Annotated in this window: 23 protein-coding genes; 14 read left to right on the forward strand and 9 right to left on the reverse strand. The window is 41.3% G+C overall.

Annotation, left to right across the window (positions count from 1 at the left end; genetic code table 11):
• The first annotated feature begins 145 nt into the window (after positions 1–145).
• Positions 146–757 (forward strand): MarC family protein, encoded by a 612-nt coding sequence (locus MP3633_RS09000; protein WP_176335295.1) that lies wholly within the window; start codon positions 146–148, stop codon positions 755–757.
• Positions 758–795: 38 nt separating this feature from the next.
• Here the strand turns inward: MP3633_RS09000 and MP3633_RS09005 are convergent, their stop codons facing one another.
• Both MP3633_RS09005 and MP3633_RS09010 read right to left on the reverse strand, forming a co-directional pair.
• Positions 796–1,281, reverse strand: a complete 486-nt coding sequence (locus tag MP3633_RS09005) for a putative 4-hydroxy-4-methyl-2-oxoglutarate aldolase (RefSeq protein ID WP_176335296.1) — start codon at positions 1,279–1,281, stop codon at positions 796–798.
• A gap of 122 nt (positions 1,282–1,403) precedes the next feature.
• Positions 1,404–1,919, reverse strand: a complete 516-nt coding sequence (locus tag MP3633_RS09010; RefSeq protein WP_112138939.1) for a hypothetical protein — start codon at positions 1,917–1,919, stop codon at positions 1,404–1,406.
• A 38-nt stretch (positions 1,920–1,957) separates the two neighbouring features.
• Here MP3633_RS09010 and MP3633_RS09015 point away from each other — a divergent pair, with 38 nt between their 5' ends.
• From MP3633_RS09015 to efpL, 3 genes are all read left to right on the forward strand, one after another.
• Positions 1,958–3,112 carry a M14 family metallopeptidase gene (locus MP3633_RS09015; RefSeq protein ID WP_176335297.1) on the forward strand — a complete coding sequence of 385 codons (1,155 nt, stop codon included), beginning with the start codon at positions 1,958–1,960 and terminating at the stop codon, positions 3,110–3,112.
• Positions 3,113–3,115: 3 nt separating this feature from the next.
• Positions 3,116–3,478, forward strand: coding sequence for a nucleotide pyrophosphohydrolase (locus tag MP3633_RS09020; RefSeq protein ID WP_176335298.1), 363 nt, complete (start codon positions 3,116–3,118; stop codon positions 3,476–3,478).
• Positions 3,479–3,631: 153 nt separating this feature from the next.
• Entirely contained in the window at positions 3,632–4,204 is a 573-nt protein-coding gene (efpL, locus tag MP3633_RS09025) for an elongation factor P-like protein EfpL (RefSeq protein WP_112138935.1), read from the forward strand.
• 89 nt (positions 4,205–4,293) lie between these two features.
• Here efpL and trmJ read toward each other — a convergent pair whose 3' ends face one another.
• From trmJ to MP3633_RS09040, 3 genes are read right to left on the reverse strand one after another with little or no spacing between them, the layout of a single operon-like run.
• Positions 4,294–5,076 (reverse strand): tRNA (cytosine(32)/uridine(32)-2'-O)-methyltransferase TrmJ, encoded by a 783-nt coding sequence (gene trmJ / locus MP3633_RS09030; RefSeq protein WP_176335299.1) that lies wholly within the window; start codon positions 5,074–5,076, stop codon positions 4,294–4,296.
• Between the two features lie 53 nt (positions 5,077–5,129).
• Positions 5,130–6,440 carry a J domain-containing protein gene (locus MP3633_RS09035; RefSeq protein WP_176335300.1) on the reverse strand — a complete coding sequence of 437 codons (1,311 nt, stop codon included), beginning with the start codon at positions 6,438–6,440 and terminating at the stop codon, positions 5,130–5,132.
• A 52-nt stretch (positions 6,441–6,492) separates the two neighbouring features.
• The gene (locus MP3633_RS09040; protein ID WP_176335301.1) at positions 6,493–9,000 is read right to left on the reverse strand and encodes an EAL domain-containing protein; all 2,508 of its coding nucleotides are present in this window, start codon (positions 8,998–9,000) and stop codon (positions 6,493–6,495) included.
• 161 nt (positions 9,001–9,161) lie between these two features.
• On the opposite strand from MP3633_RS09040, the gene moaC reads away from it, so the two are divergent.
• From moaC to MP3633_RS09055, 3 genes are read left to right on the forward strand one after another with little or no spacing between them, the layout of a single operon-like run.
• Positions 9,162–9,644: a cyclic pyranopterin monophosphate synthase MoaC gene (gene moaC / locus MP3633_RS09045; protein ID WP_176335302.1), complete on the forward strand. Its 483-nt coding sequence runs from the start codon at positions 9,162–9,164 to the stop codon at positions 9,642–9,644.
• Positions 9,637–9,891: a MoaD/ThiS family protein gene (locus MP3633_RS09050; protein ID WP_112138923.1), complete on the forward strand. Its 255-nt coding sequence runs from the start codon at positions 9,637–9,639 to the stop codon at positions 9,889–9,891. The genes moaC and MP3633_RS09050 overlap by 8 nt, the downstream gene beginning before the upstream one ends.
• Positions 9,892–10,341 carry a molybdenum cofactor biosynthesis protein MoaE gene (locus MP3633_RS09055; RefSeq protein ID WP_176335303.1) on the forward strand — a complete coding sequence of 150 codons (450 nt, stop codon included), beginning with the start codon at positions 9,892–9,894 and terminating at the stop codon, positions 10,339–10,341. It begins immediately after the preceding gene.
• Positions 10,342–10,375: 34 nt separating this feature from the next.
• On the opposite strand, the gene MP3633_RS09060 is transcribed toward MP3633_RS09055, so the two are convergent.
• Positions 10,376–11,623: a tyrosine-type recombinase/integrase gene (locus MP3633_RS09060; RefSeq protein WP_112138920.1), complete on the reverse strand. Its 1,248-nt coding sequence runs from the start codon at positions 11,621–11,623 to the stop codon at positions 10,376–10,378.
• Positions 11,624–11,938: 315 nt separating this feature from the next.
• On the opposite strand from MP3633_RS09060, the gene MP3633_RS09065 reads away from it, so the two are divergent.
• From MP3633_RS09065 to MP3633_RS09080, 4 genes are all read left to right on the forward strand, one after another.
• Positions 11,939–12,211: a hypothetical protein gene (locus MP3633_RS09065; RefSeq protein WP_176335304.1), complete on the forward strand. Its 273-nt coding sequence runs from the start codon at positions 11,939–11,941 to the stop codon at positions 12,209–12,211.
• Positions 12,212–12,259: 48 nt separating this feature from the next.
• Entirely contained in the window at positions 12,260–12,541 is a 282-nt protein-coding gene (locus MP3633_RS09070; RefSeq protein WP_176335305.1) for a hypothetical protein, read from the forward strand.
• Positions 12,542–12,948: 407 nt separating this feature from the next.
• Positions 12,949–13,221, forward strand: a complete 273-nt coding sequence (locus MP3633_RS09075) for a hypothetical protein (RefSeq protein ID WP_176335306.1) — start codon at positions 12,949–12,951, stop codon at positions 13,219–13,221.
• 40 nt (positions 13,222–13,261) lie between these two features.
• The gene (locus tag MP3633_RS09080) at positions 13,262–13,546 is read left to right on the forward strand and encodes a hypothetical protein (RefSeq protein ID WP_244959930.1); all 285 of its coding nucleotides are present in this window, start codon (positions 13,262–13,264) and stop codon (positions 13,544–13,546) included.
• A gap of 70 nt (positions 13,547–13,616) precedes the next feature.
• On the opposite strand, the gene MP3633_RS09085 is transcribed toward MP3633_RS09080, so the two are convergent.
• The gene (locus tag MP3633_RS09085) at positions 13,617–15,038 is read right to left on the reverse strand and encodes a M48 family metallopeptidase (protein ID WP_176335307.1); all 1,422 of its coding nucleotides are present in this window, start codon (positions 15,036–15,038) and stop codon (positions 13,617–13,619) included.
• 49 nt (positions 15,039–15,087) lie between these two features.
• Here MP3633_RS09085 and MP3633_RS09090 point away from each other — a divergent pair, with 49 nt between their 5' ends.
• Positions 15,088–15,333 (forward strand): sulfurtransferase TusA family protein, encoded by a 246-nt coding sequence (locus MP3633_RS09090; RefSeq protein WP_176335308.1) that lies wholly within the window; start codon positions 15,088–15,090, stop codon positions 15,331–15,333.
• Positions 15,334–15,345: 12 nt separating this feature from the next.
• Positions 15,346–16,407 carry an AI-2E family transporter gene (locus MP3633_RS09095; protein ID WP_176335309.1) on the forward strand — a complete coding sequence of 354 codons (1,062 nt, stop codon included), beginning with the start codon at positions 15,346–15,348 and terminating at the stop codon, positions 16,405–16,407.
• 17 nt (positions 16,408–16,424) lie between these two features.
• Here the strand turns inward: MP3633_RS09095 and MP3633_RS09100 are convergent, their stop codons facing one another.
• On the reverse strand, positions 16,425–18,050 hold the full coding sequence (locus tag MP3633_RS09100) for an alpha-glucosidase (protein ID WP_176335310.1): 1,626 nt from the start codon (positions 18,048–18,050) through the stop codon (positions 16,425–16,427).
• A 190-nt stretch (positions 18,051–18,240) separates the two neighbouring features.
• Between MP3633_RS09100 and MP3633_RS09105 the strand changes: the two genes are divergently transcribed.
• The gene (locus MP3633_RS09105; protein WP_176335311.1) at positions 18,241–19,392 is read left to right on the forward strand and encodes an MFS transporter; all 1,152 of its coding nucleotides are present in this window, start codon (positions 18,241–18,243) and stop codon (positions 19,390–19,392) included.
• 9 nt (positions 19,393–19,401) lie between these two features.
• On the opposite strand, the gene MP3633_RS09110 is transcribed toward MP3633_RS09105, so the two are convergent.
• Complete coding sequence (locus MP3633_RS09110) at positions 19,402–20,283, reverse strand: LysR family transcriptional regulator (protein ID WP_217909071.1); 882 nt, start codon at positions 20,281–20,283, stop codon at positions 19,402–19,404.
• Between the last annotated feature and the right edge of the window lie 6 nt (positions 20,284–20,289).

Here is a 20,289-nt window from a genome sequence, read left to right on the forward strand (position 1 = left end):
CTCAGTTTGTTTTTGCTGATGGCGATGTTCATGAAAGGTTAGATAAAAAAGGCCTTTAGATAAAAACGTCTTGGCTATCGACATTAACCGTTATGCATTAAACTTGAACCCTTCATTTTTCTTTAAATTTTAACCTGAGTATCTAATGAGCACCGAGTTCTCCATTCTATCTGCCACCTTATTATTTTTATTCGTCATTGATCCGTTTGGCAATATTCCTATCTTGTTGTCTGTGATGAAGGGTGTGCCACAGAAGCGCCAATACCAGATTGTGTTGCGTGATGGATTAATCGGCTTGATCATTCTGGTGTGTTTTTTGTTTTTTGGGGCAGAATTTTTAGCGCTGTTGCATTTGGAAACAGAGTCTATTTCCATTGCTGGTGGCGTGGTGTTGTTTGTGATTGCTTTGAAGATGATTTTTCCTTCGCCCTACACCAAAGAGGCTGGCCCCGTAATAGAGCCTTTTATTGTGCCCATTTCCATTCCAATGCTGGCAGGCCCTTCCACTTTGGCGACGTTATTGGTGATGGTTAAGAGCTACCCAAATGATCAGCAAGACTTGCTGATCTCGGTAGGTGCTGCATGGGGCATTTCGGTCGTTATTTTGGCGATGGCGCCTTTGCTGAATCGCGTGTTGAGAGAGAAAGGGTTGGCGGCGTTAGAACGTTTGATGGGAATGTTGTTGTTGATGATGTCCGTGCAGATGTTAGTAAACGGTGTACGTAGCTTATTCACTCATACCTTGGCCGCCTTATAGGTGGTACGTATTCTGTCTTTAAAGTGAAAGAGCCCTCCTTAAGGGAGGGCAAGCGGTTGCTTAGACACAGCGATACCATTTAAATCGCAATAAATAAAATTACCTTGAGCAATGACGATGCCCGCCATATACAAGGTTTTACCTAGATCACCAAGACCACGTTTTTCTGTTGGCATTGGATGAGCGCACAAAGCGTGAATGCCGACGTTTAAAGTGGCTTGTGCAGCAACATCTCGTATTGCGCCGTAAATAACAAAACCTTCCCAGCCATTATTCGCGGCTTTTTCTGCCAGCATGTCGCCAAGTAACGCGCGTCTTTTGCTTCCGCCACCATCCACAACCATGACTTTCCCTTTGCCGTCTTCGTTAACGAGTTCGCGCACTCGGCTGTTGTCTTCAAAGCAGGAAACGGTAACGACTTCTCCATAAAAGTGACTGCGTTTTCCGTACGAGGTGAAAATAGGTTCAGCGATTTGCAGTTGTTCTGGATACAAGTCGCATAGGTCTGGAAGTAAGTCTTTCATACTGTCGCCTAGTTAGAATCGTGGATTGTGTCTATGACACTAAGTAGGCGAGTAATGAAAAGCCAATTTTTATCAAGGATGTTCAGTATTTCATAGCTTGATATGTGATTGGTGATGGATTGTTATTGTTCAATCATCGGAATTTCACTAGGGTCAATCAAACCGTGTTCTGCTGCAATTTGCAGTAGTTGAATAATCAATTCATCGGGCGGCAGTAAGTGCAGTGGGGTAGTTTGACCTTGTTCTGCAACGGCATCATCAAGATTTACGTCGCGCTCTTCGAACCAAGAGTGAATACTTTGGACTTCAAAGCTAGGTTCCAATCCTTTTATATCGTAAGTGGCTTCGACTAACTGGTTGAGGAGCTCAGGCTCTAATCCATAAATGATGTCAGTATCAAATTCGTTGATCCATTCCGCTAAAATATCGCTGGCTTCAAAACCGAACTCATGAAGCTGTTGTTCGTCTAGATCGTGAGGATTAGGCTCAATACGGTGATTTTCTAGCCACTCGTCGTCAGGTATAACCAGTACTTCTTTGACTTGAGCTTCGTGAGTAGACCAAGTAAAAAGCAGAGGGAACGCTGGCTCGTCGGAAGAATTGGCGACAGCCGTCATGAATATAGGTAAACTTGCCATAATTTAGAACCAATGTTTGATTGTTAAGGAAGAATAAAATGACCAGCCGAATCAAGATCAGTAGTGCGTTTGATGGCGGTAATATCTCCGTAATTGAAGCCTCGGAGCCAGACAATATTAGAGTAAAGATCCCTAATGATACAAACTCTAAATTCCTTCAGTGGTTTTATTTTCGATTACAAGGCGGAATGGGTGAACAATGCGTCATTCAATTTGAAAATGCCAGCGATGCCGCTTACCCAGATGGTTGGGTGGATTATCAAGCTGTCGCGTCGTACGATCGTGAATATTGGTTTCGCGTACCAACGGAATACGTCGATGGTAAATTGGTGATTTCTCACCAACCAGAGCAGGACAGTGTGTACTACGCGTATTTTGCCCCTTACAGCTATGAACGACATTTAGATATGATTTCTTGGGCAGCAAGCCATGACGATTGTATTACTGATCATTTGGGTGAAACCGCCGAAGGTCGTGATATTACTTTACTGGAAGTCAGTCAAACTCAAGGTCTAGCGAAGAATATTTGGATTATCGCTCGTCAGCATCCAGGTGAAACCATGGCGGAATGGTTTGTTGAAGGTTTATTAGAGCGTTTGTTTGATGAATCCCATCCGGTTTCCCGTTCGCTTTTGAATCAGTGTCGTTTTTACATTGTGCCAAACATGAACCCAGACGGTGCGGTGCATGGTAATTTGCGCGTGAACTCTAAAGGCGTGAACCTGAATCGTGAGTGGAAAAATCCTACGCAAGAATTTAGCCCTGAAGTATTGGCCGTACAAAAGAAAATGGCCGAAACGGGCGTGGATATGTTCTTAGACATTCATGGTGATGAAGCGTTGCCAGTCAATTTTGTGGATGGATGCCAAGGCGTACCGTCTTTTGACGCTCGTATGGAAGCCATGGAAACCTTGTTCAAGGATATGTTTGTTGCAGTCAGTCCTGATTTTCAAACAAAAATCGGTTATACGCCAGATCAGTTTGGCGAGGCGAATCTGACGGTGGCTACTAAGTGGGTTGGCGAAACTTACAATTGTCTGTCTTTTACCCTGGAAATGCCGTTCAAAGACAATCAAAATTTGCCGGATGAAATTGTGGGTTGGTCTCCAGAGCGCGCTAAAATTCTTGGTGCGGATATTTTATATCCGATTTATCAGGTCATTATGAGCCCGCACATGAAAGTGGATGACTGATCGATGGCATCGCCACAAAATGATTCGTTAGAAACGCTAACATTGGCCATGCGTCAGTTTGCAGAGGAACGAGAATGGGAGCAGTTCCATTCCCCTAAAAATTTGACGATGGCACTGGCCGGTGAAACAGCGGAGCTACTGGATTGTTTTCGCTGGCTGTCAGAAGAAGACTCTTATCAGCTGAACGATGAACAGATGCTGGCTGTTAAAGACGAATTGGCTGATGTGTTGTTATTTACTGTTCGATTAGCCGATAAGTTAAATATAGATTTGTTTGGTGCGGCGCAGCAGAAAATGGCCAAAAACGCACAACGCTATCCCATTGAAAAAGTAAAAGGCAGTGCAAAAAAATACACCGCGTATTAGTAGGGGTGATTTTGTGTATAAAACACAAATAATCATGTTTTTTGACTCGATGTAACGCGTTTTGTTCTGGCGGTTTTTTACGAAGTCGATTAGGATCACGGACGAATTAAAAAGCTCCGTTTTTATAACACGTTATTTTTAGGACGAGAAAAAATGCCTAAGGCTAGTGAAATTAAAAGAAACATGGCAGTCGATTACGACGGCAAAACATACATTGTGAGAGGCATAGATCGCTCTGTTCCGCAGGGGCGTGCTGGTGGTAGCATTTATCGTATGCGTATGTACGATGTGGTGTCAGGGCGAAAATTAGACGAATCGTTTAAAGATTCAGACATGATCAATCTTGCAGATCTTATTCGTCGACCTGCTATGTTTTCCTATTCAGATGGTGATGAATACGTTTTCATGGACAGCGAAGACTACACGCCTTATACCCTGAATAAATCGGCTATTGAAGATGAAATTTTATTCATCAACGAAGAGATTACTGGCATTCAAGTTGTTTTGGTTAATGACGCTCCTGTTGCTGTTGAATTACCAACGAACGTTGAGCTTGAAGTCGTTGAAACAGACCCTTCGATTAAAGGAGCTTCTGCAACCTCTCGTAATAAGCCTGCTACATTGTCTACCGGTGCAGTTATTCAGGTACCTGAGCATATTTCTACTGGCGATCGTATTAAAGTGAATGTTGAAGAACGCAAGTTTGCAGGAAGAGCAGAAAAATAATGTTTTTCTATTGAGTGTTATCTTAACTCATAAAAAACGCAGCCAATTGGCTGCGTTTTTTTATGTTAGCTCTAGAGGAAAATAGTTACTTATTCTTCCTTAAGACTGTCTTTTAGCGCGTCTTTGGCTTTTTTCTCTGGATGATTGTTGGCTTCTGTTAGTCCTGCTTCTCGCTGTACTGCAGCGAGAACGCCACGAAGTATTCCAAGCTCTTGTTTTTCAGGACGAGAGCGGTTGAAGAAACGGTGCAGCTTATCTAACACTTTGCCCGGATGGCTGCGAACAATGAAGTTAATACCGTATAGGGTTTCTTCTAAATGTTCGTAGAAAAGGTCCATGTCTTTCTTGCGTGGGTATTCTGGTATGTCTTTTTGATTAAATTCTTTGTTTTGGTTTGCCATCCAAATCTCATACGCCACAATTTGTACTGCTTGCGAAATATTTAACACAGGGTATTCGTCATTGGCATCAATGTAGACTTGGCGATGGCATTGAGCAATTTCTTCGTTCAAAAGTCCTGTTGTTTCACGTCCAAAAACAATCGCTACATTGTGGTCAGCGGCTTCGGGAATAACACTTTGCGCACATTCACGGGCGTTCATAATGGGCAACTGGAACGTACGGTGACGAGCACTGGTGCCGATAACAAGACTGCAATCAGCAATGGCTTGTTCTAGTGTTGGTACTATCGTGGCATTTTCGAGAAGATCTACCGCGCCAGCGGCTCGGCTGGTGGCCTCCTCTGAAGGGTAGTCATTTGGGTCAACCAGATAGAGATTTGTTAATCCCATGTTCTTCATTGCTCGGGCAATCGCGCCGACGTTACCGGGGTGGAAAGTGTTGATTAATACGATTCGGATGTTACTTAGCATGGCTCGTGGAATACTCAGGGTTGATTGTTTTTTAGTATCATTAAATAGTGTGATTATGGCTTCAGCGCGAGTGATTGCTCGGTGCTGGCAAAATCGACGTTGTCTAAGATGACTTTTGTTGTGTCATTAAAGAGGAATTTATTACAGGCGTGATGATACAGGGATCCAGTCTTTAACACCAACCGATAGCGCCCTCTGGGGATGTAGTTAGCAGCGTAGGCTTGCTTTGCATATAAATATATGGAGAAGGGTGCTTGTCCATCATAGGATTCAAAGGTGATCATGCTGTGTTCTGGCAGTTGGTTTAGGATTCTAAGTCGACTATTTCCGTCGGCTTGACCAATCAGTTCACCGTGTCGTGGTGCCGCTCCTGGTTGACCAAAACAGCCTGTTTGTACGGCTTCTTGCGCACCACCATAGCCAACGTTCTTTGCTTGAACCCAACCGTTTGTTCCTTGATATCGAACAGTAAGCCAATCACCTTGCATTTTGATACTTTGTAGATCGGATTTAATTGGGATGCTTTGTAAAATGGCACTTGATAAATCGGGTTCTGCGTAGAGCGTTGTCTTGGTTAATGTGTAGCTAAGGCCAACTCGAAACTGTGGGTACAAACCGCTGATATAGTCACTTTTCTGCGTGTTCACGACAGGCTCTTGTTGTAATGATTGCCAATAAATCGTGCTGTAAATACCGGCCGCAAAGAAAGCGATATAAGTGGCTGCACGAAAGGCCGCTTTCGCAGCATCAAGGCGGATTGGTTGGCTAATCGGCTCTTTTTCGTCGGACTTCTCGTAGTGTCTTTGCGTGTATTCTTCATCATCGTCAACAAAGGACTGATAGGGTGGGATATCAGTCTGGCTTTCGTTTGGAGTGTCGGTGTAGTGATAGCCTTGAGACGTAAAGTTTTTTGAGGCTTTATACGCTTCTTCATAAAGCGCTTTGACACGTTTTTCATTAAGTGTATTTCGAGCTGCTTTGATGGCATCGTTACGCGTTTTTTCCTGATGGGCATTATTACGTTTCATTTCTTCGTAAGCGCGCTGTCGTTCTTTTACAAAGGCTTCTTGTTCTTTATCTGTGGCCGTTGAAAAATGCGTATAGCGATTGTTTGCTTTAGTACTTTGTGTATTTTCTTTTGTGAAACTAAAGGGTTTCCAATCGTTTACTTGCGCACCTTGGCGTATCGCATTGATAACGTTTTCGTAAGCAGCTTGAAGACACTGGAAAAGTTCTGTGGTGTCTGTATCGGGATTTTTATCTGGATGATAACGTCTTGCTAAACGCCTAAATGCGGTTTTTGCTTCCTGCTCGCTGGCATTGGTTGGAATTTCCAGCAACTGATAATCGTCTATTAGGCTCATGTGATGTTAGATCTTAACCATGTTTTACAAGATGAATGAATGACTTACTGCATTATGCACGATTTATTGATGGTGACAAAGGTTGATCCCTTTCTTCTAAAAGAGTGAGGTATTGAAGCGTCGACATCGGACGATAAAGGTGATAACCCTGACCAACTTGGCAGTGCCATTGGCGTAACAAGTTCAAAATGTCTTCTGATTCAATACCTTCTGCCACACTAATGATGTTTAGATCTTTGCTCAAATTGATCATGTTTCGGCATAAGGTTTGGCTTTGGGTGTCGGTCATTAAATTCATTACAAAAAATTGATCAATTTTTAGTTCGTTGATTTCTAGTGCAACAAGATTTTGCATTGAGCTATAACCCACACCAAAGTCATCGATAGACAGCTTAAATCCAGCGTTATGAAGCTTTTTGACGTTGTGACCCACAATCTCACTGTTTTGAAAAACACTGGTTTCGGTAATTTCTATGGTGAATTTTTCAGCCGATAATCGGTACTGTTGAAGTAAGATATTTATTCGTTCTGCAAAATTTTCTTGAAGAAGGTCAAGGGCTGAAATATTAATCGATAGGCGTTGTGCTAAAAGTGCGACTGGGTTTGATGATGCCCATTGAAACACTTTTTCAAGTAGCATATCGGTAAGCTTATAAATCAGGCCTGTTTGCTCTGCCAGAGGGATAAATTCAGCAGGAGATACTTGTCCTAAATGTTCATTGTTCCAACGAATCAGTACTTCACCGCCAACAATACGGTTATCCGCTAGGTTAACTTGTGGCTGAATATCAAAATAGAGTTTCTCTTGTCTAATATCATCGGTAAGTAACGTGATCAAGCGAAGTTGATGGGCGTGATTACTTTTAAGTTTGTGAGTAAAAGGTGCCCAGTTCCCTGATGAGTAAGTCACAGAGTTACTGGCGATGAGAGCGTTTTGGTAAAGTTTGTCTAAGTTAGACCCTTGAGATGGATAAAGGGCGCTGCCGATTTTGTATTGATGTCGAAAAAGCACCTTATCGACGATGGTTGGATGGTCTAGGATTTGCTGAATTTGTTGGACTTGTTCTTTAATTTCATCAGGCGTTGTGCTCAACAAAACAATATTTTTAGAGGTTAAACGCATTAGTTTTTTAGTGCTTTTATTTGGTAATGGTAGCGATAATATGCCATCCATTTCGATGATTTTTTGATGGGTACTTAGAATAACCTCACATAAAGCCGAGTCTGCTTTGGCAGGACCAAATGCTTGGCTTAGCTTTAGGTGGCTGGTTATCTCTATCATGATTAAGGCAAATTGGGGCTGATTTTTATTCATTTCATTGAGTTGCAATGGCAAGGTGTCAAAATAATAAGTGCGATTTGGTAAGCCTGTTGAAGGGTCTGTGATTGCTTGAAGCTGCCGTTTTTGCTCGATATGATTGGCTTTATCCGCAAAGGCAAAAGAAAAGCCTAATAGTTGTAGTAGGCTGCAGACAGGAAGAATAGCTTCTGTTACCGGGTTGATAGGCAAAATTTTCCAGAAGATCATGGTATTGAGGATGCTGCCAACCATTAATATTATCCAAGAGAACAGATAAAAACGTACGGCTATGAAACCTTTTAAATAGGCGTTGACTCCCCAATAGGTACAAACAATAAAAAGAAACACTTCTATCGCAGCAAACAAAGAGGCAGATGTTTTAACTGACACTATCTGAACCAATAGTAAGAAAATAATAAAAATGCTATCACCATACTTACGAATAAACGAATCTGGTGACGGTATTTGTACTTCTTTAAGAAACTGAACACTGAATCGATAGAGTATCCACGTGCCAATGCCAAAGACAGTAAATAAATTCCGAATCAACCACTGACTGATTTCCTCAGAAAAAACCCAACGGCTAAAGCCTGTTATAACAGACAAGGCAATAAGGATTATGACATTTAGCCCAAGGTAATAAACAAATCCAGGTTGTCTTAGCAAGATAAAAACAAAGATGTTGTGTGCGAGTAATATGAGCAAACTGCTGATGATAAAAACCCAAAAAAGCAGTTTATTTTCTTTTTGCGCTGTCGCTTCTTGTGTACTAAACAGTTTGAATGGCGTGAGAAGGGGGCTATTGCCTTGTTTACGGATTAACAACGTTGTACTTTTCTCGCTGGACAAGGTGATGGGAATCCAAATTCCATTATAGTGTTCGGTATCGCCCTGCCAATCTTGTAAGGCACCTCTAGTCCAATGCTTCTGTAGCTGATTTCCATGAAAGAGATAAAAGTCAAGGTTCTCGATAACATAATAATTTAATCCAAGAACGAAATTTTCATTTTTTTGTTGTTTAGACACTTCTGGAAAGACTAATTTATGCCAATAGGCGTAATCTGAAAAGCTTTGGGATTCGCCATATATATTTTCTTCGAATTGATCGCTTAATAGTATGTCCTGTGGTGAGCTGAGTAATGTTTCTTTTAAGGTTGGAAGTTCACCAAGTGTGACTTTTGTCGGTTTTACAGAAAAAGCGTTTTGTGACCATGGTAGTGAGGTGATCAGAAGGAAAAGAAAAACACATCGAAACATCATTCCTGATTGTCCTTATTGATGATGCAATTACAATAACCACATTAAGAGACTTAACGACGGTAACATTTCTATTGTTATTAAAACGACTTCGCTTGCAATCGTGTGGGCTTTCTTAAAATATAGGCGACATTTGTAATATATGTACAATAATTGGAAATTATATGAACGATAAACTTACCCATCTGGATCAACAGGGTCATGCGCATATGGTGGATGTCTCTGGTAAAGAAACGACTAAACGAACAGCCACTGCACGAGCCGTGCTGTTAATGCAAGCATCTACTTTGGTTAAGATAGTGGAAGGCGGGTTACCCAAAGGAGACGTTCTTGCAACGGCGCGTATTGCTGGTATTCAAGCTGCCAAAAAAACGTCTGACTTGATCCCTTTATGTCACCCGCTGATGTTGACCAAGGTTAGTGTCGACATTAACACCATTAGCGACTGTGAAATCGAAGTATTATGCACGTGTTCTTTGGCCGGTAAAACTGGCGTAGAGATGGAGGCATTAACGGGTGCGAGTATTGCGGCGCTAACACTTTATGATATGTGTAAAGCGGTTGATAAAGGCATTGTGATTCAGCATGTGTCATTGCTTGAAAAGAAGGGTGGTAAAAGTGGCGATTGGAGTAAAGATAATGCCTAAGGTAAACGTGGTTTTTTTTGCATCGTTAAAAGAAGCCATAGGACAAGGCGTCTACCAAGTGACTTTTGACTTCCCCATAACTATTGGTGAGCTTAAACAAAAGTTGGCGAAGGAATTGGAGAATGGCAAGGCGCTTCTTGAAAAAGGCATACAATCATCTATTGATTTTGAATTTGCCAGAGACGCTGACAGGATTCCTGAGACGGTAATTGAAGTGGCTTTCTTTCCACCAGTAACGGGAGGCTAAATGATACAGGTACAGCACGAAGACTTTCAGGTTGATGACTTGTATAAAGGTTTACTAAAAGCAAATAAAACGGGTGCCGTTGCAATGTTTGTTGGGTTAGTACGACATTTTTCGACTTTACCCAAAGAAAACTGTCGCTTTGAGCTTGAGCATTATCCTGGAATGACAGAACGAAACTTACAACTCATTGTGGATGAGGCAAATGCACGCTGGCCGTTATTAGATGTTTGCATCGTTCACCGAGTAGGGTGTTTGGCGGTCGACGATCAGATCGTTTTTGTAGGAGTAAGTGCGGCACATCGAGCTGAAGCATTTCAAGCTTGCGACTTTATTATGGATTATTTAAAAAGCCGTGCAGCATTTTGGAAAAAGGAAACTCAAGGCTCAGACAGCCACTGGGTAGATGCCAAGGTTGATGATGAAAAGAGCCTAGAACGCTGGTCAAAATAACCTTGTCTATCTCATTGGCTTCACGAGTAGTTAATTATTGTGGACGCAGTGTCTTTTTTCGTCCGCTAGCGTGGCGTTCTCGATATTCCGTGTCTATATACTTATCCGTTGTTGCCATACTGGAATGCCCCGCATCTTCTCGAACATGTTCTTTGGGGCGGGTTTTTACGTCTTCCGATATTCCTGTGTGACGTAACCAGTGAACCGTCGCAACGCGTAAATCGTCTGCATCGGCACTCATACCATCCTCACACATGCGTTGATGGGCATTATCAAAGCAGAGTTGGACAATGTTTCTTATTTGTCTTGAACTGGTCATAGCGCCTTGTCCTCTGTTTTTTGGTACAAGAGGTGTGTTTTCTGCAATGGTGGGCAGCATTGGAAGATCACGGAACCGGCGATATCGAATCAAAGCATTTAGCATGTCGTCGGATACAGCGATTAATCGCTCTTTGTTGCCTTTTGATAGAACCTTAAACCACCAATGACCATCCGCGTCTTTAATGAAGTCGCCCATGACGGGAGCAGATCTTTCATCTGCAACCAATTCTGAAATCCGTAAATACATACCCAGTAGAGCATTCATGATAAACAAGGTGCGCTCGTGATGAGCAGGGTCTTCTTCTGCCAGTATTTCAGCGGTTTCAATAACATAATCCCATTGCAAGTTAGAAATTCGTCTGACTTGTTTTCGGGTGATTTCTTTTTTTACAAATTTACTTTTTTGTCGAATAAGCGCCACAGGGTTTTGTTGCACGGCGTCTTCTTGCAGAAGAAATCCATAATAAGACGACAGTATTGAAAAAGTGGCGCGAATCGCGGCTTGTGATAGAGAGTGTTGTTTGGTTTGAGGGGTATTGCCATTTTTAAATTCTAATTTACTGACATGAGCAACAAAAGGTCGCCACTCCTTGTTCGCCACTCTTTCCCCCATGTGTAACTTAAAACGAGCCACATTTTTTGTTCCAATCCAGTTTTCTGGTGGCGCGACACAGAAGTGTATAAATTCTTCGATTTGATCACGTCGTAACTGAGTTGAAGGGCAATTCGCTATATTCCATGACCAAAGTAATAACCGTTCTACTTCTCGTCGATATGAGTTAAAGGTTGCCTGCGAGCCGTTGTAACTGTAGATAAAACACAAAGCGAGCTGAAGATCGCGTTGATACTCAGGATCTTTTAGCTGAAATGTGTTTTTTGCAAGGTGAGAGGCAATCCCGTCGAACTGTGTAAACGGATTTGGTAAATGTTCTAAGTTATCTATTAAAGCAAGGGGCGTCATAATTTTTCATATCTAAACAGAATGAGTAGATTAGCAAATTTTTGCGTGTCCCCCCACCGATTTCATAGCGTGTTTTTCATTAGTCTTCCTGTTTTTGTCTATTTCTTCCTTATTTATTAAGTTTTCTACCTGTTTTATGTGATATCTATTCAATTTTACGTTTATTTAGTCGTATTTGGAAAGAAGGTGAAAGCAAGGGATGGGCTCTTTTTTATTCTCAGTATAAGGCTATTATGTATTCACCAAAGCGAAACAGACTTATTAAAATCTAAGCATCGCACATTATTAAAACTTAAATCTCTAAAGGAGATACGCATGAAAACTTTTACTAAAACTGCTCTTACTTTATTAGCTGCATCAGTAATGACGACAGCTGCTTTTGCTGAAACCGGAACTGAACGTGTTCAGAGCGCAAAAGGCGGCGTAGAAGCATTAGGTATAACACTTGAAAATATGGGCGCTTCAGTAGATACCAGCGTTAACTTAAATGGTGCTTATACTTTTGACCAAAAAGAAGCGATTTATTCTGCTAAGCATGATGAATTGCAAAATAAATTTGACGTTTTACACGCTCAATCTGCTGAATAATATATTGACCTAATTAGCTTATAACCATTTAAAATTAAGGATCGAATTATGAAAACTCTAAATAAAACTGTTTTGGCTCTACTGGCTGCTTCTGTTATGACAACAAGTGCATATGCTGGTACTGGTGATGGCGCTGATGATCGCATTCAAAGTGCTAGAGGCAGCGTAGAAGCGCTTACTACCACCCTTGAAAATATGGGCGAAAAAGTTGACTCTAGTGTTAACTTGAACGGCGCTTACACAGCAGACCAGAAAGTATCTCTATACAATGCAAAGCATGCAGAGCTTCAAAATCAATTTGATACGTTGCACGCACAATCAGCTGAATAATGCTGGTAATCCTGCAGATAAAAAAGCCAAACATTACGTTTGGCTTTTTTTGTTTTTCTATTTCTTGCCTTAAACATCTACTTTGATTTTGTCTTGTTCAGTAATTTATAATATAAATTAAAACCGTTTTTTTTACTGTCTTACTAATGACTGAATCAATCTATTAATTTTTTTTATGTGAATGGTGTTTGATATTTCTCCTTAATTTTTGAATTTTCTATCAATTACATGTTCTTTTCATTCAATTCTCTGTTTATTCAACCGTATTTGAAAAGAAGTTGGAAGCAAGGGTTGTGCTCTTTTTTATTTTTAATAAAAGCCTATTATATAAACACCAATGCGAAACAGCTTATTAATACGTTAAGCATCGCAATTTATTAAAAATTAAATATCTAAAGGGAATACACATGAAAATTTTCACTAAAACGACTCTTACTCTATTAACGGCTTCTGTAATGACAACGGCTGCCTTTGCTGAAACTGGTACTGAACGTGTTCAAAGCGCAAAAGGTGGTGTAGAAGCATTAGGTATAACACTTGAAAATATGGGTGCTCCAGTGGATACAAGCGTTAATTTAAACGGTGCTTATACTTTTGATCAGAAAGAAGCGATTTATTCTGCTAAGCATGCGGAGTTACAAAATCAATTTGACGCCTTACACGCTCAATCAGCTGAATAATATACTTATTAATATATGACTATTTTAAATTACGGATTGAATGATGAGAAATTTAAATAAAACTGTTTTAGCTCTACTAGCCGCTTCTGTTATGACAACCAGTGCATTTGCCGCTTCTGACGAAGGCGCGACAGACCGCATTCAAAGCGCAAAAGGCAGCGTAGAAGCGCTTACTGTGACCCTTGAGAATATGGGCGCAGAAGTAGACCCTAGTGTTAACCTGAACGGTGCTTACACTGCAGACCAAAAAGTGTCTCTATACAATGCTAAGCATGCAGAGCTTCAAAATCAATTCGATACGTTGCACGCACAATCAGCTGAATAATGCTGGTTATCCTGCAGATAAAAAAGCCAAACGCTAAGTTTGGCTTTTTTTTGTTTTTAAAGTTTCTTTTTTAATTGTTTTTTTCTTCGTCTAAATCTTCTTGTTTTTCCGCTTCTTTAATTATTTTAAAGAAAGAGGCTGTGTTTTTAATGATACTTTTTTCATTCTCATGTGCATCATTTTCTGCGCGCTTAATTAAATATTGTGCTGTTTTGTCTTTTCCCTGGCTAAAATCAAGTAATGCTCGATAATTTAATGCCATAGGTATGTTGTCTTTAGATTGAAAGTATTGAATATTCGCCCGCCAAATTAACCGCTGCTCATAAAGGTAATTCGATGAAACACTAATGGGCTTTGATTGGGTTAGCTGGGCATGGAGCATCGAAAACAGGATGTTTTTTGGTGCAAGATCAAGTTGTTTGTTGATAACACGTAATCCTTTATCAGCTTGACCTGAGGCCATATAGCTTAACGCTTGTAGGTAGTCCGTAAATTGATTGTGCTTTTCTAGCTTACTTAAAAAGACAAGAGCGCGCTCGGGAGACTGAATAAGGTAAGAAAAAAGCCCTTTGGCATAGTTTTTTGCATCGTTGCTTTGGATTTTTTGGTCTAGATAAGTATAGGGACTATCATCTAAGCCTGCTCGATAGGCCAATAGAGTGGCTCTAAAGTATTCAAAATCACTTACTGTTGTGTTGCTCAGGATTGTGTCTTTGGTGTCTGTAGTGAATGAATCCGATAATCGCGAGTTTGGTAATGGGTGAGTGGATAAAAACTCCAGTTTTGGCCTTCCTAGGGCTTGTTTGAAAAAAGCTTGAAACAGTTTCGTCATACCCTCTGGAGCAATTCCTGCATTATTAAGATATTCGCGGCCACGTCGATCGGCTTCTAGTTCTTGGTTACGGCTGTAGGTTAGGGTGTTTTCAGCTTGATTGGCGATGCCTCCCAACCAAAGCGCGGTTGTAGCATCCGAGCCTGCGCCAGCCAATGCCGCCGCTATTCCTGCTCCAAGCATCACTAGTGTCTTTTGTAGTTCTTCACCCGAATGTTTTGTTTGGCGCTCATAATGGCGAAGGTCTAAATGTGCGACCTCATGAGCAAGCAGCCCTAGTAGCATGTCTTCGTTGTTAATCATTTCCATGATATCAGAGTAAATAAAAAGGTGGTTCCCTGGAATAACAAACGCATTACTTTGCGTGCTGTTTAAAAACGTCATTTCTACTGTTGTATTATAAAGATCTGTTTGCGGAAGAATCAGCGACAAGGCATCTTTCAGATAATCGTACGCGGGAGGGAAGTCGATTAACGCTCGGCTTCCATTTAGTTTTCTAAACCAATATTGTCCAAGTATGTACGATGGGTTCGACAGCGCTCTTTCGTCTTTATTGGCTTCTAAATCCGGAATGCTACTGTGACCCAAAATAGGGAAAGTAGTTGTAAAAACAACAGCTAAGATGCTTAAGCCTGTTGTAACGTTTGAAAATAGTCTCATAATATGGCAAATATTCATTAGGTAAAATAAGTATTGGGTAAATTATAAAATGACGATCAATCTAGGCGATCAGTATGACGTAATCTTGGATGCAAGAGAAGATCGTTGCCCAATGCCATTGTTAAAGACCAAGATGGCATTAAGTAAAATGGCGGAAGGTGAGTGTTTGTGTGTTAAAACGTGTGATGCTGGCTCGTTAAAGGATATCCCTCAATACGTTGCTTTGGTTGGGCTTTCTTTACTGTCAACGCGTGAAGACAGTGATGTTTATACTTTCGTGATTAAAAAAAGCTGAAACGGACTCGATATGTTTAAAATTGTTGATACGCTGATTAAACGCTATTTTTCAAATGAAGAGTTGGTTGTATTTCTGCTCTTTTTGATTGCAACACTCTGTATTTTAGTATTTTGGGGGGGGATTTTAGCCCCTATCTTGATTGCGATTGTATTGGCTTTTCTTCTGCAAGGGCTGGTTGATCGATTGCAACGGCTTGGGCTTGGCCATATTTTATCCGTATTCGTTGTATTTTTTACTTTTCTGACAGCGTGCGGAGTATTCATTGGAGTAATGGTGCCTATTATTTGGCGTCAGGCCGTTCGGCTAGTCCAAGATGTTCCAAGAATGTTTACTGTGATTCGAACGGAAGTGCAGCAGTTTGCAGCGGGCCACAGTGAATTTGTGAGTCAGAATGCTATTGATGAACTAACGAATTCATTAGCAAATGAGTCTACGAATCTTGGGCAATGGCTCGTGTCATTTTCTTTGTCGAGTATCCCTTCTTTATTTTCTGTCGTAATTTACTTGGTCTTAGTGCCTTTAGTGATGTTTTTCTTATTGAAAGATCAGGAAAGAATTCTGGACTATTTAACCTCTTGGTTACCAAAAGAACGAAAAATGATGAGGAACATCGCCCATGAAATGAATGATCAAATTGCGAATTATATTCGCGGCAAGTTCATTGAGATGTTTGTCGTTGGCGTGGTGACCTATATTGTCTTTTTAGTGTTCGGTTTGAAATACGCAGAATTGTTGGCGCTGCTAGTGGGGCTTTCCGTTTTGATTCCTTACATTGGTGCGGCCGCGGTGACGATTCCTGTTGTATTGGTGGCTTTTTATCAATACGGCACACAGAGTGAATTTATATATGTTGTGGTCGCTTATTTAATCGTCCAAGCATTAGATGGTAATGTGTTAGTGCCTTTACTTTTCTCTGAGGCGGTCAATTTACATCCGCTGGCCATCATTATCGCCGTGCTGTTTTTTGGTGGTATATGGGGATTTTGGGGAATCTTTTTCGCCATTCCATTGGCGACACTGGTGAAAGCCATTATTAACGCTTGGCCAAATCAAGAGCAACTGGCGTTATAGACTCTTCTGATTCTTGTTTAGTCCAACACGGCAGCAAGTAAAATGCTGAATGGTGGTAGTACTACGGTACTGCCATCCACATAACCACTTTGAATGGCTTCTGGCAGTGTTAAGGCCGAGAGAGTCAGTTCGACAGGCAAAATTATGTCCTGGTGTGATGTGTTGATTGCCACATAGAGACGTTTGTTTTGATAACTTCGAAGAAAGATCAGTGTCGTGTCATTGTGATACAAAAATTCAATCTCGCCATGACGTAGTTCAGGGTGATTGCGTCTTACGTGTAAAAAATCACGATAAGCGTGCAATACAGAATGCCGATTTCCTTCCTGTACACTGACCGCAAGTGGTCGTTGTTCTTTTGCTATGGGCAGCCAAGGCTGATGGGATTGAGTAAAACCGCCTAACAATTCGTTTTTCCAGGGAATGGGTGTTCTGCAGCCATCTCTGCCTTTAAATTCCGGCCAAAAAGCAATGCCAAAAGGATCTACCAGCTGATCAAAGGACAATTCTGCTTCAGGTAGTCCGAGCTCTTCACCTTGATACAAACAAACACTGCCACGTAATGTTAATAACATAGCCATGTAAATTTTACTTTTGGCGACAGAGTTATGATTTTTTCCCCAACGAGTCGCAACGCGTTCTACATCGTGATTTCCTGTCGACCAGCATGGCCAACCATCACCCAAGCTGGCTTCAATGGTTTCCATCGTTTTACGAATATGGTTCATAGATGAGTCATGCGTCAGTAAATCAAACGAGTAACACATATGCAGCTTGTCGTTACCTTGGGTATAAGCCGCCATAGTTTCGAGTGCGAAATCACAACCTACTTCGCCTACGGTTGTGGTGTCTGGGTATTGATCCAGTAAATGTCTAAGTTTCTTTAAAAAGGCAATATTTTCAGGTCTGGATTTGTCGTAAATATGCAGTTGATAGGCGTAAGGGTTGTCTAACCGAACACCGATACTGCCTTCAACGACGTGTTCTTTTGGTGGGTTATTTCTCAGTTCTAGGTCATGATAATAGTAGTTTGCTGTATCTAAGCGGAAACCATCAACGCCTCGCTTTAACCAAAACTCAACGGTTTCGAGTAACGCATTAACAACGTCCGGATTATGGAAATTCAAATCTGGTTGGCTGTCTAAGAAGTTGTGAAGATAATATTGTCTTCGTCGACTGTCCCAGTGCCATGCTGGGCCACCAAATACAGAAAGCCAATTATTAGGAACGGTGCCGTCAGGATTGGCGTCTGACCATACATACCAATCTGCTTTGGCATTGTCGTGGCTCTTACGTGATTCCGCAAACCAAGGGTGCTGATCTGAACTGTGGTTCAGCACTTGATCTATCATCACTTTAAGGCCATGACGATGAGCCGCTTCAATCAGTTGGTCGAAGTCGACAAGGCTGCCAAAAATAGGGTCTACATCACAGTAATCTGACACATCATAGCCGAAGTCTTTCATCGGAGAGGTAAAAAAAGGTGATAACCAAATAGCGTCGACACCCAGTGATGCGATGTAATCCATTTTCTCAGTGACACCCGGAAGGTCTCCAATACCATCGTTATTAGAGTCGAAAAAACTGCGTGGATACACTTGATAAATGACTGCGCCACGCCACCATTCTTGATTGTTAGCCATGATTTTCTCCCACTAAAAATAAACGCTTTATAGGATGGATTGTTGACAGAGAGGAGGTGATTTATAGGAATATGCTTCGTTATCTGTCGTGCTTTTTTTTACTGTTTCCAGCATACTCAATCATTATAGTGAATGCATGATCTTTGTTGACTTAATTTAGTCGCAAATCTAAAACTGTTTTGGAGCCATAATGTTTTCAGAAAAAGCTCGCCCTGTGGCTTGGCCTTTATTCTTCTTCTACTTTTTTTTCTGTGCGTTTATCGGCGTGATGATGCCTTATATTTCGCTGTACTATAAGTCGATTGGTTTAACCGCGTCCGAGATTGGCCGCTTGATGTCGACGTTTACTTTATCCGGTATTTTAATTCCGCATTTTTGGGGCTGGCTAACGGCCAAAATAGGCTTGCCTAAACGTATTCTTCAGTTGGGGATTTTAGGTTGTTTTATTGCCGTCATTCCTTTTAATTGGAGTGATCAATTTGAAACGCTGTGGTTCCTAACCTGCACAATGGCATTGTTTTATTCTGCATTAATTCCTATGACGGATTCGTTAGCAGTGAGAAGTATTCGCCATTTGGATGTACCTTATACTCGATTAAGAGTAGGTGGTTCCATAGGTTATGTTGTCGCCGTGGCGGGTGGTGGTTTTCTGATAGGCCAATTTGGCATTGGTATTGTTATTCCAACTATGTGCGTTTGCTTGGCATTGGCGGTGGTTACATCGTATTTCTTAAAAGAGCAAGCGTATGAAATTAACCCTCATAAAGAATCAATGTCTTTTCTTTCCTTGGTGAAAACGCCGGAGTCTATGCTGTTTTTTGCATTGGCTTTTTTGGCTTTTATGTCTCATGCGCCTTTCAATGTTTTTTTTGCCGTTCATTTATCGAATCTTGGCTACAGCGGTGAACATATCGGTCTTTTAATGGCGCTGGGTGTGGTCATTGAAATTGTACTGTTCCTGTTTTTTGGTAATACGATTAAACAATTTCATGTTGTTCATATTATTACGCTGTGTTTTGTCTGCGGTATCGTTCGTTGGTTCTTGGTGGGGTGGTTTGCGTCTATCGTGTGGGTGCTCATTTTCACGCAGCTGCTTCACAGCATAACGTTTGCGCTTTTTCATATGGTGTCAATCGAACAAATTAGACGTCTTTTCCCTGAACGTTATGCCAGTCAAGGGCAAGCCATGTACAGTGCTTTTGCCATCGGTTTAGGCGGTGGGATTGGCATGGTTATCACTGGTTATTTATGGGAATGGGCTGGTGGGGCTTGGGCATTTACGGCCGCGTCTATGACCAGCGCCTTGGCGCTTATCATTCTTATTATTAGTCAGCGTCGTTAAAAAGACAGCTTATAAATTGGTGCCATCGCTTTTTAGCAGTTCAATAAAAGCGATGGCAGCTCGACTGAGTGTTCTTTGTTTATGATGAATGACACCAAGTTTCCTCTCTACGTTCAAGTCTGCAATGTTCAATACCACCAGCTTTTCATCGACCAAGGTCGAGGGAAGGAGTGACCACCCCCAGCCAATACTGACGAGCATAGCAAGCGTTTCTAAATTATTGGTGTTCATCCGAACTTTAGGTTTTAGCCCTTGTTTGCCAAAAACTTGTTCTGCGATTTGCCTAGTAAACGTATTTTTATTGGGTAAAACACAAGCGTGCTGTGCTAATTCTATTAAGCTTAGTTTTTTAGATAAGGCCAGAGGATGATCTTTGCTGACAACACAAGTCAGCGGATCAGACCAAATTGGTAATGACTCAATCAACGGGTTTTCTTTATTGGATAGCGTGATAATACCCAGTTCAGCTCGTCCTTTTAGAACATCTTGGTAAGCCTCTTCTGATTGGGTAAATTCAATCTCTAAGTGTGCGCTCGGAAAGTCCTCTTGAAAGCGTTTGAGGGATTTTGGTAAACGTCGCAAACCGACATGATGGCTGGTCGAAAGACGTAGTTCGCCGCTCACATCTTGCATTTGTAATGTCATACTGCGCTTTATGTCTTGTAAATCTTCCGCCATTTTTCTTGCCTTGGGTAATAAACGTATCCCAGCTTCGGTTAATTGTACTTGGCGTCCAATACGATCAAAAAGTCGTACACCTAGGTTACTTTCAAGTGCGGCAATGCGTTTACTTATCGCTGGTTGTGTTAAAAAAAGTTTAGAGGCCGCTTCTGAAAATGAGCTAGTTTCAGCGACTTTAATGAAGGTAAGTAGTTCAGCAATGTCTATCATTCCAAA

The organism is Marinomonas primoryensis (assembly GCF_013372285.1).
GTDB classification, from domain to species: domain Bacteria; phylum Pseudomonadota; class Gammaproteobacteria; order Pseudomonadales; family Marinomonadaceae; genus Marinomonas; species Marinomonas primoryensis.